The sequence below is a fragment of the Pseudomonas sp. EA_65y_Pfl2_P74 genome, assembly GCF_963970575.1.
Taxonomy (GTDB): Bacteria; Pseudomonadota; Gammaproteobacteria; order Pseudomonadales; family Pseudomonadaceae; genus Aquipseudomonas; species Aquipseudomonas baetica_A.
In genome coordinates this window covers 20,300-37,478 of record NZ_CAXAOQ010000023.1, presented here as the reverse complement: position 1 = coordinate 37,478, position 17,179 = coordinate 20,300, and the positions used below count along the sequence as shown (strand labels likewise).

General features: G+C 61.4%; 17 protein-coding genes. 8 read left to right on the top strand and 9 right to left on the bottom strand.

Annotated features, from left to right (window positions below):
• Window positions 1–133 precede the first annotated feature (133 nt).
• On the top strand, window positions 134–703 hold the full coding sequence (locus tag AACY18_RS18715; RefSeq protein WP_339432531.1) for a flavodoxin family protein: 570 nt from the start codon (window positions 134–136) through the stop codon (window positions 701–703).
• Between the two features lie 8 nt (window positions 704–711).
• On the opposite strand, the gene AACY18_RS18710 is transcribed toward AACY18_RS18715, so the two are convergent.
• Window positions 712–1,164 (bottom strand): AraC family transcriptional regulator, encoded by a 453-nt coding sequence (locus tag AACY18_RS18710; RefSeq protein WP_339432530.1) that lies wholly within the window; start codon window positions 1,162–1,164, stop codon window positions 712–714.
• A gap of 358 nt (window positions 1,165–1,522) precedes the next feature.
• Between AACY18_RS18710 and AACY18_RS18705 the strand changes: the two genes are divergently transcribed.
• From AACY18_RS18705 to ycaC, 5 genes are all read left to right on the top strand, one after another.
• Window positions 1,523–2,446, top strand: a complete 924-nt coding sequence (locus AACY18_RS18705; RefSeq protein WP_221729543.1) for a LysR family transcriptional regulator — start codon at window positions 1,523–1,525, stop codon at window positions 2,444–2,446.
• 236 nt (window positions 2,447–2,682) lie between these two features.
• The gene (locus AACY18_RS18700; RefSeq protein ID WP_339432529.1) at window positions 2,683–3,099 is read left to right on the top strand and encodes a DoxX family protein; all 417 of its coding nucleotides are present in this window, start codon (window positions 2,683–2,685) and stop codon (window positions 3,097–3,099) included.
• Window positions 3,092–3,718: an antibiotic biosynthesis monooxygenase gene (locus AACY18_RS18695; protein WP_339465659.1), complete on the top strand. Its 627-nt coding sequence runs from the start codon at window positions 3,092–3,094 to the stop codon at window positions 3,716–3,718. Before AACY18_RS18700 ends, AACY18_RS18695 begins: the two co-directional genes overlap by 8 nt.
• 30 nt (window positions 3,719–3,748) lie before the next feature.
• Window positions 3,749–5,587 carry an amidohydrolase gene (locus tag AACY18_RS18690; protein WP_339465658.1) on the top strand — a complete coding sequence of 613 codons (1,839 nt, stop codon included), beginning with the start codon at window positions 3,749–3,751 and terminating at the stop codon, window positions 5,585–5,587.
• 69 nt (window positions 5,588–5,656) lie between these two features.
• Complete coding sequence (gene ycaC / locus AACY18_RS18685) at window positions 5,657–6,283, top strand: isochorismate family cysteine hydrolase YcaC (protein WP_339432525.1); 627 nt, start codon at window positions 5,657–5,659, stop codon at window positions 6,281–6,283.
• 91 nt (window positions 6,284–6,374) lie between these two features.
• Here ycaC and AACY18_RS18680 read toward each other — a convergent pair whose 3' ends face one another.
• Window positions 6,375–7,394 (bottom strand): alpha/beta hydrolase, encoded by a 1,020-nt coding sequence (locus tag AACY18_RS18680; RefSeq protein WP_339432524.1) that lies wholly within the window; start codon window positions 7,392–7,394, stop codon window positions 6,375–6,377.
• 160 nt (window positions 7,395–7,554) lie between these two features.
• Here AACY18_RS18680 and AACY18_RS18675 point away from each other — a divergent pair, with 160 nt between their 5' ends.
• Together AACY18_RS18675 and AACY18_RS18670 are read left to right on the top strand one after the other, a co-directional pair.
• The gene (locus tag AACY18_RS18675; RefSeq protein ID WP_339432523.1) at window positions 7,555–8,454 is read left to right on the top strand and encodes a LysR family transcriptional regulator; all 900 of its coding nucleotides are present in this window, start codon (window positions 7,555–7,557) and stop codon (window positions 8,452–8,454) included.
• 116 nt (window positions 8,455–8,570) lie between these two features.
• Window positions 8,571–9,377 (top strand): class I SAM-dependent methyltransferase, encoded by an 807-nt coding sequence (locus AACY18_RS18670; RefSeq protein WP_339432522.1) that lies wholly within the window; start codon window positions 8,571–8,573, stop codon window positions 9,375–9,377.
• Window positions 9,378–9,438: 61 nt separating this feature from the next.
• Here AACY18_RS18670 and AACY18_RS18665 read toward each other — a convergent pair whose 3' ends face one another.
• The 7 genes from AACY18_RS18665 to AACY18_RS18635 form a co-directional block, all read right to left on the bottom strand.
• Complete coding sequence (locus AACY18_RS18665; RefSeq protein ID WP_339432521.1) at window positions 9,439–10,131, bottom strand: N-acetyltransferase; 693 nt, start codon at window positions 10,129–10,131, stop codon at window positions 9,439–9,441.
• Window positions 10,132–10,245: 114 nt separating this feature from the next.
• Window positions 10,246–11,037, bottom strand: coding sequence for a ChbG/HpnK family deacetylase (locus AACY18_RS18660; RefSeq protein WP_339432520.1), 792 nt, complete (start codon window positions 11,035–11,037; stop codon window positions 10,246–10,248).
• Window positions 11,009–12,193 (bottom strand): GNAT family N-acetyltransferase, encoded by a 1,185-nt coding sequence (locus tag AACY18_RS18655; RefSeq protein ID WP_339465656.1) that lies wholly within the window; start codon window positions 12,191–12,193, stop codon window positions 11,009–11,011. The genes AACY18_RS18660 and AACY18_RS18655 overlap by 29 nt, the downstream gene beginning before the upstream one ends.
• 4 nt (window positions 12,194–12,197) lie before the next feature.
• Entirely contained in the window at window positions 12,198–12,887 is a 690-nt protein-coding gene (locus AACY18_RS18650) for an N-acetyltransferase (RefSeq protein WP_339432518.1), read from the bottom strand.
• 67 nt (window positions 12,888–12,954) lie between these two features.
• On the bottom strand, window positions 12,955–14,877 hold the full coding sequence (locus tag AACY18_RS18645) for a hypothetical protein (protein ID WP_339465654.1): 1,923 nt from the start codon (window positions 14,875–14,877) through the stop codon (window positions 12,955–12,957).
• Window positions 14,874–16,181 (bottom strand): oligosaccharide flippase family protein, encoded by a 1,308-nt coding sequence (locus AACY18_RS18640; RefSeq protein WP_339432516.1) that lies wholly within the window; start codon window positions 16,179–16,181, stop codon window positions 14,874–14,876. The genes AACY18_RS18645 and AACY18_RS18640 overlap by 4 nt, the downstream gene beginning before the upstream one ends.
• On the bottom strand, window positions 16,178–17,179 hold the full coding sequence (locus tag AACY18_RS18635; RefSeq protein ID WP_339465653.1) for a polysaccharide deacetylase family protein: 1,002 nt from the start codon (window positions 17,177–17,179) through the stop codon (window positions 16,178–16,180). Before AACY18_RS18635 ends, AACY18_RS18640 begins: the two co-directional genes overlap by 4 nt.

Genomic DNA, 17,179 nt, shown 5'->3' with positions numbered 1-17,179 from the left:
TCAGGCACGCCACAATTAACAACGATTAACTCGTCTGTGTCCGGTCTAGCCCCAAAAATCCAATCAGACAAGTTCAGCGACAGGCACCGGCCTGCTGGCTGCAATGGAATGCACACGTCCGGAGGACGGCGCAATGAGCAACGTGGTGGTTGTCTATCACAGCGGCTATGGGCACACGCGGGTCATGGCCGAAGCCGTGGCGCGAGGCGTCGAACGGCATTTGGGCAGCACCTGTCGGTTGATTGCGGTAGAGGAAGTGGATGCCCATTGGGATGAGTTGCATTACGCCGATGCGATCATCTTCGGTGCGCCGACCTACATGGGCAGCGCTTCGGCGGGGTTCAAGCAATTCATGGAGGCCAGCGCGGCGTTCTATCTGGCCAAACCGTGGCGCGACAAAATCGCCGCCGGGTTCACCAACTCGGGCAGCCTGTGTGGCGACAAGCTCAACACGCTGCTGCAAATGGCGGTGTTTGCCGCGCAACATTCGATGATCTGGGTCGGTCTCGACCTGCTTCCGGCGCGTTCAGCGGCCGGATGCTTTGATGGGCAATTGAATCGTCTCGGCAGCTCACTTGGCGCCATGTCGCAATCCAATGTCGAACAGACGCCCGACCAGGCGCCACCGCCTGAAGACCGGTGCACAGCGGCGCACTTGGGCGAGCGGGTCGCGCGTTTGGCGCAGCGCATGGCGCAAACGTGAGCCCCACCCTACAAAGCGATGCAAACGCTTGCGACTGGCGCAGGCTGCGATCGTTTGATTTTGCTGCCTTGCGCCTCACGACAGCGCCAGGCGAACGGATTGATCCCCTCGCTGCGGGTGAAGATGTGACAGAAGTGCGCCTGATCGCAGAAACCGCATTCCAGGCTGATTTGCGTCAGGCTCAAGTCGGTGTGCAGGATCAAAAGCTTGGCGCGGGCGATGCGTTGGGTGCGGATCCATTCTTGCGGTGAAAGCCCGGTGCTGCACTTGAACGCCCGGGAAAAGTGACTGCGCGACAGCGAACACGCTTGCGCCAGTTCCGTGACTTCCAGACTGTCGTCCAGACGCTCCAGAATCAACTGTTTGACCCGCCGTTCGCGTTGCGGACTGAGACCGCCGAGGCGCGGTGCGTGAGGTTCGCTGGCAGGGGCGAGGGCGACGCTGTGTTGTACGTGAACCATGGCCAATGTCCGTGTCGGTGGGGAACGCACGTTCGGCACTTTCCCCCAGGTCAAAAAAACAACGTTTCGCTGAGGGTTTCATTGTTGGGCGGGGCCAGAGGGCTGACGAGTTAAACGTTGTTAATTGCGCCGCGAAGCGTTGAACTCAGCACATCGCTGCAAGTCAGCCTGTGGCAGATCGGCGAAGATGATGAAGACGCCGGGCGCGTCCGCGTGTCCGCTGATGTTGGAGGCACGCAGAGTGGCTGTCGGGGATGTAAGGCCCTGACAAACCCGCCGCCAAAGTGCCGTTGATCGAGTAAAGTAAGTCGCACTCGCGCCTGACTGAACAAGACTTCCAAGTAAGGAACAGATGCTCATGAACCGTAACGATCTGCGTCGCGTCGACATGAACCTGCTGGTGATTTTCGAAGCCCTGATGTTCGAAAAAAACCTCACCCGGGTCGCGGAAAAACTGTTCATGGGTCAACCCGCCGTGAGCGCGGCGCTTGGTCGTTTGCGTGATCTGTTCGATGATCCGCTGCTGCTGCGCAACGGTCGCGCCATGGAGCCGACCGCCCGCGCCCTGGCCATTCTCAAGGAATTGCAACCGGCGATGGACGTCATTTCCGGCGCTGTCAGCCGGGCCAAGGAGTTCGAACCGGCGAGCAGTTGCGACGTGTTCCGCATCGGCCTGTCGGACGACGCCGAATTCGGTCTGTTTCCGCCGCTGTTGCGTAACCTCCAACAAGAGGCGCCGGGGATCGTTGTGGTCGTACGGCGTGCCAACTACCTGCTGATGCCGGCGTTGCTGGCCTCCGGCGAAATCTCCGTCGGCGTCAGCTACACCACCGACCTGCCGGCCAATGCCAAGCGCAAGAAGCTGCGCGACATCCCTTGCAAAGTCCTGCGCGGCGACGACCGCCCGGGGCCAATGACGCTGGACGAATACTGCGAGCGTCCGCATGCGATGGTGTCGTTCTCTGGCGATTTGAGCGGCAACATCGACCTGGATCTGGCCAAGCTCGGCCGTTGCCGTCGCGTGGTGCTCGGCGTGCCGCAATTCAGCGGCTTGCGCGCGTTGCTCGCCGGCACCGAAATGATCGCCACCGTGCCCGATTACGCCGCGTGCGCGCTGGTCGATGGCTGCGCTCTACGCGCTGAAGACCCGCCGTTCCCGATTGATGCCGCGCAACTGTCGATGGCCTGGAGCGGGGTGCATGACAACGACCCGGCCGAGCGCTGGCTGCGATCCAGGATCAGTCAGTTCATGTCGGCATCGCTGGACATCCCGCCCGCCTGACGCTGCACACCTTTCCTGAAAATGACACAACACCCTGTGGGAGCGGACTTGCTCGCGAAGACGTCGGATCAGCCAGCATCATCGTTGAATGACACAGCACTTTCGCGAGCAAGCTCCGAAAGGTCTCTTTAGTTCCTTTTGGTTTTTGCTCGATCTGAGAAGAGAGCACATCCATCCAATTTCGCCCCGCCCCGCATTGGCATTATTGAGCTCAATGACATTTAAAGGGTCGGGTCATGAATGCCTTGCAACGCGACGAACGGGCGCGCGACGTCGGTTTACTGTTTCTACGGGTCAGCGGCGGTCTGTTTCTGCTGTGGGTGCACGGTTTGCCCAAGCTGCTGGACTTCACCGCGCAACTGCAACTGATCGAAGACCCATTCCACCTCGGTGCCCACCTCACGCTGATTCTGGCGATCTTCGCCGAAGTCCTCTGTCCGCTGTTGATCGTCGCCGGTGTCCTGGCGCGATTGGCCTGCTTGCCTATTCTATTTGTGCTGCTGGTCGCGCTGTTGGTCGTGCATCCGCAATGGAGTGTGGCCCAAGGGCAGTTCGGCTGGTTGCTGTTGATCGTGTTTGCCACTGTGTTTATCGCCGGGCCGGGACGGCTGGCGCTCAATGTTCGCCTGCCCGGAGTGCTGCGTTATGCCTGATAGCCCCTTTCAGAATGCACCCGGGAGCGATGAGATTGTCACGCTGATCGTCAAGCATCGGGTCAAGGCCGGTTTTGAAAAGCCCTATGAGGCCTGGTTGCGCAATATCGTCAGTGTGGCGGGGCGCAGCGACGGGCATCTGGGGGTCGATGTGATGCGCAGCAAGCATGGCGGGCTGGATCTGTTCACCTGCGTGCTGCGGTTTTGCTCGACCGAGGCGATGCAGCGCTGGCTCGACTCTGAGCAACGCCAGGCCCTGATCAATGAAGCCGCACCGATGCTCGCCGACGGCGACCAGACCGAAGTCGCACCGATCAACGAGTTCTGGTTCTCCCCACTGGCCGATGCCGCGTCACCGCCACCGCGCTGGAAACAAGCGGTCATCACATTGCTGGTGATTCTGCCGCACACCTTGCTCGTGCCGCTGATCTGGGGGCCGCTGCTCAAGCTGCATCCGCTGCTTTCCAACTACGTGGTGGCCACGTTCCTGATCACCCTGAGCATCGTCGTGTCAGTGGTGTACGTGTTCATGCCCCGCGTGACCCGTTTGTTCGCGCCGTGGCTGGAAGCCAGTCAGGCCCATGAACACATTGACCCCGACGAACACCCGTCACGCTGAACCCCATTCACTTTTGTCGAAGGAACTGCGATGAACGCTGATCTGATTCTGTTCAATGGCCAATTTCATACCGTAGACCGAACCAAACCGCTGGCCAGCGCCGTGGCGATCAAGGACGGTCGCTTCGTGGTCGTCGGTAACGACACCCAAGCCATGGCCCTGCGCGGCTCGGCCACACAAGTGGTCGACATGCACGGGCGCTGCGTCATCCCCGGTCTCAATGACTCGCACTTGCACCTGATCCGTGGTGGTTTGAACTACAACCTCGAACTGCGCTGGGAGGGCGTGCCATCGCTGGCCGATGCGCTGCGCATGCTCAAGGAGCAGGCCGACCGCACACCGACCCCGCAATGGGTACGCGTGGTCGGCGGCTGGAACGAATTCCAGTTCGCCGAAAAACGCATGCCGACCCTTGAAGAACTCAACCAGGCCGCGCCGGACACCCCGGTGTTTGTCCTGCACCTGTACGACCGCGCCTTGCTCAACCGCGCCGCGTTGCGTGTGGCCGGTTACACCCGCGACACGCCCAACCCGCCGGGTGGCGAGATCGTGCGCGATGCCAACGGCAACCCGACCGGCATGCTGGTGGCAAAACCCAACGCGATGATTCTGTACTCGACCCTGGCCAAGGGGCCGAAGCTGCCACTGGAATATCAGGTCAACTCGACCCGCCAGTTCATGCGTGAACTCAATCGCCTCGGCCTGACCAGCGCGATTGATGCCGGCGGCGGTTTCCAGAACTACCCGGACGATTACCAAGTGATCGAGCAGTTGGCCAAAGACGACCAACTGACCGTGCGCATCGCCTACAACCTGTTCACCCAGAAACCGAAAGAAGAGCTGACCGATTTCCAGAACTGGACCGGCAGCGTAAAGTTGCACCAGGGCGACGACTTCCTGCGGCACAACGGCGCCGGCGAGATGCTGGTGTTCTCGGCAGCGGACTTCGAAGACTTCCTCGAACCGCGCCCGGACCTGCCGCAAACCATGGAACAGGAACTCGAACCGGTGGTGCGTCACCTGGTCGAGCAGCGCTGGCCGTTCCGTCTGCACGCCACCTACAACGAATCGATCAGCCGCATGCTCGACGTGTTCGAGAAGGTCAACCGCGACATTCCGTTCAATGGTCTGCCGTGGTTCTTCGACCACGCCGAAACCATCACCGCGCAGAACATCGAACGCGTAAAAGCGCTGGGCGGCGGCATTGCGATTCAGGATCGCATGGCGTTCCAGGGTGAGTATTTCGTCGACCGCTACGGCAAGCAGGCCGCTGAAGCCACACCACCGATCAAACGCATGCTCGCCGAAGGTGTGCCGGTTGGCGCGGGCACTGACGCAACGCGGGTTTCGAGCTACAACCCATGGACGTCGCTGTACTGGATGGTCAGCGGTCGCACCGTCGGTGGTCTGGCCTTGTACGAGGAAGGTTTGCCGCGCACCACCGCGCTGGAACTGTTCACCCACGGCAGCGCCTGGTTCTCGTCCGAGCAGGGCAAGAAAGGCCAGATCAAGGTCGGACAACTGGCGGATCTGGCGGCGCTGAGCGCCGACTTCTTCCACGTCGAAGAAGAAGCCATCAAGTGGATCGAGTCAGTGCTGACCGTGGTCGGCGGCAAGATCGTTTACGCCGCAGGCGACTTCCAGGACCTCGGCCCGGCCAGCGTGCCGGTGCTGCCGGACTGGTCGCCGGTGGCGAAAGTCCCGGGCCACTGGCGCCAGAACGCGCCATTGCAGGCGCAAGTACACCAGTGCGTCGGCGCGTGCGCCGTGCACTCGCACAGCCATGAAAAGGCCCGCCTGTCGAACGCACCGGTCAGCGATTTCGCCGGTTTCTGGGGCGCGTTCGGTTGTTCCTGCTTCGCGTTCTGATCCTTACAACAAAGCGCCGACCCCGACGGTCGGCGTCTCACGCAACAACCATCCACCGAGGAGTTTCACATGAGCAACGTTCCTTACTCGCGCCTGAACAAAGACGATGCCGTCGTGTTGTTGGTCGATCACCAGACCGGTCTGATCTCGCTGGTGCAGGATTTCTCGCCGAACGAATTCAAGAACAACGTGCTGGCACTGGGCGACATCGCCAAGTTCTTCAAACTGCCGACCATCCTGACCACCAGTTTCGATGCCGGCCCCAACGGCCCGCTCGTGCCTGAACTGCTTGAACAATTCCCGGATGCGCCATTCATTCAGCGTCCAGGTCAGATCAATGCCTGGGACAACGAAGATTTCGTCAAGGCGATCAAGGCCACCGGTCGCAAGCAACTGATCATCGCTGGCGTGGTGACCGACGTTTGCGTGGCATTCCCGACCCTGTCGGCGATTGCTGAAGGCTATGAAGTGTTTGTGGTGACCGATTCATCCGGCACCTTCAACACCACCGTGCAGCAAGCGGCATGGGCACGCATGTCGGCCGCCGGCGCACACCTGATGAACTGGTTCGCCGTGGCTTGCGAGCTGCAAGGTGACTGGCGCAACGACATGGAAGGCTTGGCACATTTGCTCTCGGAACGCCTGCCGAACTACCGCAACTTGATCAACAGCTATACCAAGTTCACGGCCAAGTGATGAACTGAAAAATGCCCGCAAATTTGCGGGCATTTTTGTCTCTTCGCCGCCGCAAAACTGCGTTGGCAAACGTTGTGGCGAGAGATTTCGCTTAGTTCAGATGAGTCTTGAGTTCAGCCGCTGCCTGACGTACTGCAGCCTTCACCTCAGGAATCTGACTCAGCGGGTTGAGCAGCCCGAAGTCATGAATCATCCCGTTGTAACGCACGGCGGTCACCGGCACACCCGCTGCATCCAGATGCCGCGCATAGCCTTCGCCTTCATCACGCAACACGTCGAATTCGGCAGTCTGCACCAATGCAGCGGGCAAACCCTTGAGTTGTTCGGCGCTGGCATTCAAGGGCGAGGCGTGGATCTGTGCACGTTCGGCCGAGCGGGTGGTGTAGTTGTCCCAGAACCACTGCATCATGTTTTTGGTCAGGAAGTGGCCCTCGGCAAACTGCTGGTACGAACCGTCGTCGAATTGTGCGTTGGTCACCGGCCACATCAGCAACTGGAAACGCAGGGCCGGGGTTTTCTGTTCCTTGGCCATTAACGCTACGACCGCCGCCATGTTGCCGCCGACGCTGTTGCCGGCCACCGCCAGACGCTTGCCGTCGACGCCGATGTCCTTGCCGTGCTCAGCCACCCATTTCGTGGCGACGTACGCCTGGTTGATTGCGGTCGGGTACTGCGCTTCCGGCGACGGCGTGTAATCGACGTACACCGCGACGGCGCCGGAGCCCACCACCAAGTCACGAATCAGGCGCTGGTGCGTCGGGAAGTCCCCCAGCACCCAGCCGCCACCGTGGAAGAACATGAACACCGGCAACTCGCCTTTGACGTTGGCCGGACGCACCACTTTCAGGTTGATGGTCTGACCGTCGACGTTGATGGCCTTGTCGCTGACTTCCACGCCGGACAGATCAACCTTCACCGAAGCCTGTGCGCCGGTCAGCACGGCACGGGCGTCTTTCGGGCTCAGTTGCTCAAGCGGTTTGCCACCGCCAGCCGCGAGGGCTTCGAGGAAGGCTTGAGTGTTGTGTTCGACGCCGGGGCTGCCCGCGGCAAACGCGTTGCCGATGGAAAGAGCGAGGAGGGAAGCGGTCAGGGTTTTCTTGACGAGGGTCATGGTTGAAATCCTTTTGAGTGTTTTTAGGGTCTGTGCCTTGATGGCGGGCTGCTGTGGCACTGGGGTTCAGGCCTCAGCAACACCGTGAGCACAGATTAGTGGGGTGCCGAACAGCGAAAAAGCGGCTATAAAGCGTTTAACTGTCCACCAGAGAGTGACAATGAACCCGTTCGAAGACATGCGTATTTTTTGCCAGGTCATGGACTCCGGCAGCTTCACCGCAGCGGCCGATCAGTTGGGCCTGTCCAAGCAGTTCGTCAGCCGTCGGTTGATGCAATTGGAAGAGCGCCTTGGCGTGCGCTTGTTGAACCGCTCGACCCGGCGCCTGGACGTCACGCCGCTGGGCCAGAGCTATTACGAGTCGGCGCTGCGGCTGCTCGGCGAAGTCGAGCAAGTGGAGCAGAGCATCGCCGGACAAACCGCCGAGCCGCGCGGGACGATTCGCCTCAGTGCACCGCTGTCGTTTGCCGTGGCGCATCTTGGATGCCTGCTGCCGGTGTTTTTGCAGCGCTATCGTGAAGTGACGGTGGAAGTGGATCTGAGTGATCGCCCCGTTGACTTGCTGGGCGAGGGTTACGATCTGGCGCTACGCATTGGCGTGCTGGAAGACTCGACCCTGATCGCCCGTCGCATCGCCTCCATCGAGCGGGTGTACTGCGCCAGCCCCGCATACCTCACCGAACGTGGCACGCCGCTCAGCCCTGAAGATTTGCACAGCCACGACTGCCTGCCTTATGGGCACGGCCGCTCGGTGCAGTGGCGGTTCAATGCCGGGCAAGGCAAGCCGGTGTTGGTCAACGTCACCGGACGGATGCGCGTGAACAACGGCGAGTTGCTCAGGGACGCGGCGGTGCAGGGGATGGGGATCACTTACCTGCCAACGTTCATTGTCGGCGCGGCGCTGAAGGACGGGCGACTGGTGCCCGTACTGGATGACCTGCGGCCCGAGCCGCTGACGTTGTCGGCGGTGTATCCGCAGCATCGTCAGGCCTCGCGCCCAGTGCAGGCGCTGATCGAGTTTTTGCGTGAGCGCCTCAATCAAGGCAACGTCGCTCTCTAAGCTCACGCAAATGGAAATGTGGGAGCGGGCGACGGCTTACAAAGTCGCAACAACCACAATTGCCTGGCTGATCTAGACTCCGACCGCTCAATCAAGCGCATCGTGCGGAGTACGCCATGGAAGTGCCGAACAATAAGAACGCTATCGAAAGCAATCGTCAGGCGTGGAACGATTCCGCCCGCCACCATCAGGACTCCCCTGACTGGCAGGCGCTGCTGACTGACGTCGCACAGGCAGGTTTCTCGTGCCTCGACGACACACTGCGCGGGTTGCTGGAACAGGTCGGCGTTGACGGTAAAGATGTGATTCAACTGGGCTGCAACAACGGTCGCGAAAGTCTCTCGCTGTTCGCCCTCGGTGCGCGGAATGTGGTGGGTGTGGATCAGTCGAGCGCGTTTCTCGATCAGGCCCGCGAGCTGAACAGCCGTTCAGCGCACAACGCCGAATTCGTTGAATGCGATATCCATCACCTGCCGGCGTCGTTGCAAAACCGCTTCGACGTAGCGTTGATCACCATCGGCGTACTGAACTGGATGCCGGACATCGGCGAATTCTTGCGCCACGTTGCGCAGACCCTGAAACCGGGCGGGAAACTGGTGATCTACGAAACCCATCCGTTTCTGGAAATGGTCGATCCTGACGCCGAGGACCCGTTCCGCCTCGCCAGCTCCTACTTCCGCGCCGAACCGTTTGTGCAGCAAGAGCCCATCGTCTACGTCGGTAAGGTCGAGCAACCGGCGGCGAAGTCGTACTGGTTCGTGCACACCCTCGGCGCGATCTTCAGCGGCGCCATCGGGGCAGGGCTGAACATCGCGCACTTCAAGGAGTATGCGCATTCGAATCGGGAAGAACTGTACGACCGGTACCTGAATCAAGAGGCGCAGTTGCCGTTGTGTTTCACCCTGGTTGCCAGCAAGAGCTGACGCTGTCGCAGCCACTGGCCGCGAAGGCGGCACCAAAGCCGCCACACCTTTTGGGGTTGATTCAAGTCTGCGCCGCCGCACTCACCACTGGCCGCCCCGGTTTGCGCAGTAGCTCCAGGCGTGAGCCCTCGTAGCGGGTCTCACGGAAGAACCGCCACCGCCCAAACAAGCAGTAGAGGTGCGTCACGCGGCCCTGTTCTTGATAGCCCATACGAATGTGCAGTTTCATTGCCGGGATGTTGCGGGTTTCGCAGACGTCGACGACTTTGTTACAGCCCTGGGCGGCCATGGCTTCCCACAACGCCACTTGCACGTCCACCGACAGGCTGCTGCCGAAATAGGCGCGGGTCATTTCGCCGCCGAATTCGAAGAACTCGCCGGGTTTGACCGGGAAGTTGCAGCCGTAATAGTGGCGGTCGTGATAGTCGCGAATGCTGCCCCAGATGAACGCCACCGCGTGACCGTCGGCGTCGAGGTACATGTGCCCGGTGTGACCTTCGGCGGCGAGTTCGGCCATGGTCGCCACGCGGTCACCAAAATGCTTGGCAAACGCGCCGGCATTGTGCGGTGTGATATCGACTTTGCGCAGGCCCTCATAGGGGCGCAGCTTGTGCGGCGGCACCGGGCTGACCAGGTCACGTTCCATCCACAACAGTTCCCAATGGAAGAACACGTAGCGTTTCCACAACGTGCCGACGGTGTGGCTCAGGCCTTTTTGCTTGATGCGTTCACGCAGTTTTCCGATAACGTTCATGATGCCCTCTTTGGCCGAAGCCCAGTGTTGTGGATGTCGCTTTTTGTGTTTATAGATCAAGCCTTTACATGCCTTTCAGAGTGCCATTTTCGAAAATGTTGAAACGTATGCAAGTCAATCGAGTGCCGTGGCACCGCTTGGAAAGTCCTTGTTCAGGTCGGCGTAGCAAACCCGTGGAACGCCCATCAGCCGCTGCGCTAACACGCGGCTCAGGGATTCGCCGGGGTTGAGATACGCGTCACCAAAGTCGGCCCCGAGTTGAGTCGGATGGGCGACGATTTCCAGTACGCCGTCGGTCGGCGAGCTGCCGTTGCGCAAATCCACGGGGGTGCACACGTAGTCCGCCGTTGCGCCGGCCAGACGCTGCAAACGCCAATTGAGCCAACCTTTGAAAACGCGTTTGGGCAGATTGAGGTTTTGCCCCAGATTGCGCGCCAACCGAATCGGTACACCGTGATGCGCAGCGAAGCGCGCGACGATCTCGCCGATCGGCAAAATGTTGTGCACATGCTGGTGCGAGTCGATGTGACTGGGACGCACGCCATGATCGACGCAGCGTTGCCACTGCGCCTGCAATTCTTCATGCACCGCCTCACGGTCTTCGCGACTGAGCCACAAACGGTGGCGCGGCAGGTTGAGGTCGAATACGCCATGGCTGTCGCAGAACGTTCGGCGCTCCACAATCGTCCGGCTCAGCGGTCGCCCGTAAGTCAGGTTGAAGTGCAGCCCGACCCGGCCCTCAAGCAAGGGCTGCCGAGCCATGGTGCACGCGGCTTCGAACGCTGGCATGTTGGCCATGGCGGTGGCGGAACTGATGACCCCGGCCTGAAACGCCGCGAAGATCACCGCGTTTTCGTTCGGGCTGAGGCCGAAATCGTCAGCGTTGACTATGACTTGGCGAGGCATGTTCGCCCTCCGTGGTGATCGCGACAGGTTTGACGACAGGTGCAGGTTTGGCCGCACGTTTTGCCCGCCACCGTTGCAATGGCGGTTTGAGCCGGTGCCAGACGCGTAATGCCAGACCCAGCGCCAGGCCACTCGGGCGCCAGGAATAGAAACTCCAGCGCCAGTGTTCCAGTTGCCCGGTCATGCGTTCGTGCAGTTGGTGGCTGGAGTTTTCCAGGCTGACCCGTGAGGCATCGATCCAGCGCCAGTGGTCGTCCAGGCCCCAGCGAATCCATTCCTCCAGCAGCACCCGGCCGCTGCCCAGATCGGCGTATTGCGGCAGGAAGGCGAGGTTGTAATCGTAGAGCCGGCCCTGTTCGAGCAAGCCCAGGCGATAGCTGATGCAGCGCCCGTTCAACTCCAGCGTCACCACCCGCACCAAGCCTTGGCCGGCGAGGGCAATGAAAGCGCGCTCGATCAGATGGCGACTGCGTTCGCTGGCGAAGATCCCGACGCCTTCGTCGCCTTTCCAACTGACCGCTTCGACTTCGCCGATGACCTGCAACAGCGGACCCATGCTGATCGCGTCCGGAATGATCCGCCGTACCTGAGCCCCGCACGCGGCGATGCGCTTGCGAGCCCGGCGCAGTTTGTAGCGTGGATCGCCGGACACTTCCTGATGATCCGCCTCGCTGATCAGGTGCACAGGCGCCCGACAACTGAGCCGTCGCTCGCCCGCAGAGCTGTGTGCCATCCATTCGGTGAGGCTACTTTCCTCACCGGCCGGCTCCGAGAGTTCGTTGAGCTGAAGCAGTGCATGGGGCAGGCGTTGGCGAATCAATACAAGGGCCTTGCGCATGTCCTCGCCGGCCAGCAAAGAGAGCAGGGCCAAGCGATCAGCCAACGGATACCCCAAGTGGTGCAACACCCGAAACCGCAACCCGGCGAAGCGCTCACGACTCGCCACCAGCGGTAGGCACAGACGCAATTGATCCGCCTCCCATCCCAGCAGGATGTGCAGGCGCTCACCCTCGCCAAGGGCCTGCTCGGCCGCACACAACCAGCCAAGGTTGTTGAACGGCGTGTGGTCCGTCACGCGCAGGCGCAGCGCTTCATACGCTGTTGCCGGAAAGTCGGCGGCGCACAATGAAGTACGCCATTCGAATCGCGTCGCCATGGGCTCAGGCCGCCGTTACTGTGACGGGTGGACGGGAAGGTTTGCGTAGCGCTTCCAGGCGCGAACCGCTGTAGCGGGTTTCGCGGTAGAAGTTCCAGCGACCGAACAGGGTGTAAATGTTCATGATCCGGTGTTGCTCGGTGTAGCCCATGCGCAGGTGCAGTTTGAGCGCCGGGATGTTGTGGAATTCGCAGACGTCCACGACCTTGTTGCAGCCCTGGGCGGCCATGGCTTTCCACAGCGCCAGTTGCAGATCCACCGACAGTTCGCTGCCCCAGTAGGCTCGGGTCAGTTCGCCGCCGAATTCGAAGAACTCGCCGGGTTTCACCGGGAACAGACAGCCGTAGTAATGCCGGTCGAGATAGTCCCGCGCGGTGCCCCAGATGAACGCCACGGCGTCGCCCTGATCGTCCAGGTGCATGTGCCCGGTGTGGCCTTCTCTGGCCAGTTCGGCCATGGTGCCGACGCGGTCGCCAAAGTAGCGGGCAAAGGCACTGGTGTTGTCCGGCGTGATTTTCACCACCCGCAGCGGCGGGTAGGGTTTGAGGTTGTGCGGGGGGACGGGACTGACCAGATCACGCTCCATCCACAGCAATTCCTGATGAAAGAATACGTAGTGCTTCCAGGCCTTGCCGAAGGTGGCGCGCAGGCCTTTTTGTCTGATGTGTTCGCTGAGTTTTTGCACAATGTTCATGGTCTTGACTCCTGATGACGATGCATCGCGTGGCCCAGGCCAACGCGGCGGAACATCAAAGGACGGTTCATGACGCTCTCCAGCGGAGCGAGAACAGGGTTTGCCCCGGCAGGTCGAAGCGCACGCGTCCGTCCTTGCAGGCAAACGGCGCATCGCGGCTGCGGTTGTCGGCGCCGAAGTAGCGCAAGGCGCCATTGTTCAGCGGACACTGGGTGCCGCTCAGGTCTACACGTTGCAGGCGGGTGCCTTTGTTGACGCCCAGCAAGCCACGCTGCTCATCGCTGGACATCGCCAGCACGTCGACTTCAAACCCATCGTTGTCCAGCGCCAGGACGTTATGCAGCCAGTGTTGCGCGATGAATTGCTGGGCCAGACCCACTGGTTTGAGTTCGAAGCGTTGTTCATCGGCCGAGACGCGCAGCATGCCTTTGGGGTACTGCGGTTCATCGGCGGCCTGGAACCAGTTGAGCATGCTCAGCAAGCCGTCCTGGGAGGCGTTGATCACCACCGACGCCCACCACAGCGCGGCGTAATGGGTTTCCTGATCGTAGGGGCTGAGGCTGGAGCCGCTGGACAAATTGGTCTGATCGAGCAGCAAGGCTTTGCGTGGCTGGCCTTTGTCGTCGAGGCCAACGAGTTCGGCGGCGCGGCGTACGCTGTCGCGGTAGACGCGGGTGGCGAGCAGGTCGCGAATCATCCATTCGTGCCACGCCAAGGCGTCGACCTGATCGCCGGATTCGCTCAGCAAGCGCCGTGCCCAATCGATACCACGCTTGTCTGCCGCGTTGTCAGCGAACGGCCCGTTGACCAGCCGCGAACTGGCCGGCATGGCGATACGCACGCCAGCCTTGGCGTTCGCCGGGTCGCTGCGCACCTGCCGGGCCATGCTGGCGAAGATCGCCTGATACTGCGCGTAGCTGGAGTAGTTGAGGTTCGGTTCGTCGGCAAACCCGATGTAGTGGGTGCCTTTGCCGCCTAGCGTGCGGGTACTGGCGAGCCACGCATCAAGGCCGCTGTTGCTTTGTACGTCGGCGCGCAGATCAGCCTGACGCTGGCTGCCGGCGAGCAAGGTGATGTCCTGCTGGATGCCGAAACGATCCTGATAGAACTGACGGAACGCGTCCTCGAAATGCCGGTTCCTCGCCGTCACATCAACAAAGCTGTAGTAACTGGCGGCAGTGGGTTTCAGCGCATCGAGGGCGGCATAGCTGGTGGTGGGCGGCATCACATAGGGCAGGGCGATGCCCAGATCCGGCGTGCGCCCGAGCACTTTGTCGTGCAGGGTCAAGCGGGTCTGGCCGACGTCTTCGCGCAGCGGTTTGAGCTGTTGTGGATTCTGCGCAAACAGATTGGCCGTGCCGTCGAGCCAGAACGCGGCTTTGCCGCTGCCTTGCAGGCGCAGGCGCCAGACTTGTTCACGCTCACTGACCGGCAGCGCGACCTGATCGAACTGCCAATAGGCGCGGTACGGTTTCAGGGCCAGCGTCAGTGCCTGACCATCACCCACCCGTTGCGCCTGCAGCGCACTGACGCCGCCATGAAATTTACCGGCCAGCACCGCGCGCTCACCGGGCGCGACCTTGAAATACAACATGTCGCCGTTCTGGGCTTGAACGCTGAAGTGCACTTTGGCCGGGGCGAACAGCGCGACCGTGTGTTCATCGTGTTCTATCCGGTAATTGCGGAAGCTGTAGCCGGGGATTTCCAGTCGATAGCTGGCGGCGCCGGGCGCCAGACTCCAGCGCTGGCTACCACGGGTTTCACTGGCCTTGATGAACCTGTCACCTTGCAGTTTGCCTTGGCCGTCGAGCAGGTACAGATGCTCTTCGTTGGCATCCGCTTGCCACGCCGGGGTCCAGCGCACGGTCACGCTATCGGGTTGATCGGTTTGCAGGTACAGGCTGGCGTCGCGGATTTCGCCCCAACGCATCGACGCCGCGAAGGCGTCCAGCGAGAGGCCGAGACCGAACAGCAGGGCCAGGCCTTTCATGCGGCTTTGCGACGTTGCAGCATCAACCACATCGGGGTGATGTCGCTGGGCAGGATGATCAGGGTTTGCCAGAACGGCACGCCGCTCAGACGGCAGTACAACACCAGCATCGCCACCGTGACGGCGAGATAGGCAATCGACGAAGCCGCCGCTGCGCCGACAATCCCGTAGGCCGGAATCAACACCAGGTTCAGCGCCAGATTGAGCAAGGCCCCCAGCCCCATCAGCAAGGACACCGTGCCGGGGCGATTTTTGCCCAGCAAGTCCAGACGCAGAATGCTCGCATAGCACAAACCCAACAGCCCCGGCAGTAACGCGAGCAGCGCCGGATAGGCCGGTTGGTAGGCGATGCCGAACAGGGTGACGATCAGCCAATTGCCGATCACCGCCATGCTCAGGCATGCGCCGAGCATCACCGTTGCGGTCAGGCGTAGCGCCAGCGGGGTGACTTTGTCCATGCCTTCGTCCTGTTGCAGCAGGCGTTTCATCAACGGCGTGGTCACCGCTTCCGGGACGATCAGCAGCAGTTCGGCGGCGGCGCTGGCCATGGCGTAATGACCCAGCGCGGTGCTGCCGAGCAGGGCGCCGATGAACAAATAATCCGAGCGCAAAATCACTTGCTGGAACAACAGGTCGGGATGGCTGCGGGCGCTGTAACGCAGCAGCTCTTTCTGGCTGGCGCGATCCCATTGCAGTTGCAACGGTTGCGCCCGTTTGAGCCAGACCCAACCGACCAGCACCACCAGGCTGATCCCGGCCAGCCAACTGATCAGTGCCGCTTCAAGGGCGGCGCTTTTCCACATCCAGAAAAGCCCGAGAAACATCAGCAGCGGTGCCAGCGACTCCACCAGGCGCAAGGCATTGAATGCGACCACGCCGCCGGACGCGTTGTGCAACGTCAGCAAGCCGCTTTTCAACACCGTCAGCGGCACTGCCAACAGCAACAGCCAGGCGAGCAGGCCAAGCTGCGTGGTCACATCCAGTTCACCGCCAAACTCGCGCACCAGCGCGACCACCAGCAGGGTTAACAGCGCCGCCAGCAAGCATCCGAAAACCAGCACCTGACTGAGCAACACCCCCAGCGGCCTTTGTTTGGCGGCCTGATAACCGACCGCCGAATTCAGCCCGCCACTGGTGGCCGCGCTGATCAGGTCGGGCAAGGTGCTGAGCAATGCAAACAGCCCGCGTTCACTCGGCCCGAGGATCCGCGCCAGCAGCACGTTGCGCAGTAAACGCAGGGCGATCATCGCCAGTTTGGTGCCCATGCTCAGCGCCAAGTGCTTGAGGTAGCGGCCTCGGCTCATGGTCGTGCTCCGCGAAATATCCGCCACGACAGCAGTTGCGGATTGCGCGCCGTGCGCTGACTGACACCGAAACGCGGCAGGTTCAGCGGATTGCCTTCACCGCGATAGAGGCCGGTGCTGGTGCCCAGCGCAAACGGATAATCGTGATCGGCAACCTGCTTGCGCACGCGCTCGTCGTTGTCGCCGTTGGGGTAGCAATACACCGGCAGCGGCCGGTTGCAGCCGTTGTGCAAGGCATCGCGGCTGCGGCTGATTTCTTCGCTCAGGCGCACATCGTCAAGGCCGGTAAGGATCGCGTGACTGGCGCCGTGGGGGCCGAAACGCACCAGACCTGAGGCTTCCATCGCGCGCACCTGATGCCAGTCCAGTGCCTGCGGTTGTGATTCTTGCGGGCACTCATCGGTCAGGCGTTCAAGTTCTTGCGGTGCCAGTGTCTTGAGCCCTTGCAGGTAATGCAGCAGTGTCAGGCTGCGCCGATCGACATCAATGTCATCGAGCAACACCGGCAGCGGATGGCCCGTGGCATGCAAGCGCTCGATCAAATGCATCCGCGCCTTGTCGCCGTGGCTGCCCCACAGGGTTTCGCCCACGGCCTCCCACCAAAAACGTTGACGGCTGCCGATGAAATCGGTCGAAAGGAAAATGCTCGCCGGCACCTGGTGTTTTTGCAGCAGCGGGAAGGCGTTGACCGCGTTGTCGCGCCAGCCGTCGTCGAAGGTCAACGCCACCCTTGGGCGCTCGGTGTGCAGCGAATTGGGCTGAAGGATTTCCATCAGCGGTACGCATTCGAAGTGGCGACGCAGCCACACCAGCCAATGCTCGAAGGCCTTGGGCCCGACGCACAGCTCATTGCGGTGGGGCAGGTCGGCGGCGCGGTCGTTGGACAGCACCCGGTGCAACATCAGAATCACCCCGGCGCCCTGCAACTGGTTTCGGCCCACGGACGAGTTGAGATAGAGCCAGCCACTGGTGCTTTTAATTAATTGTTTGATCGCCAT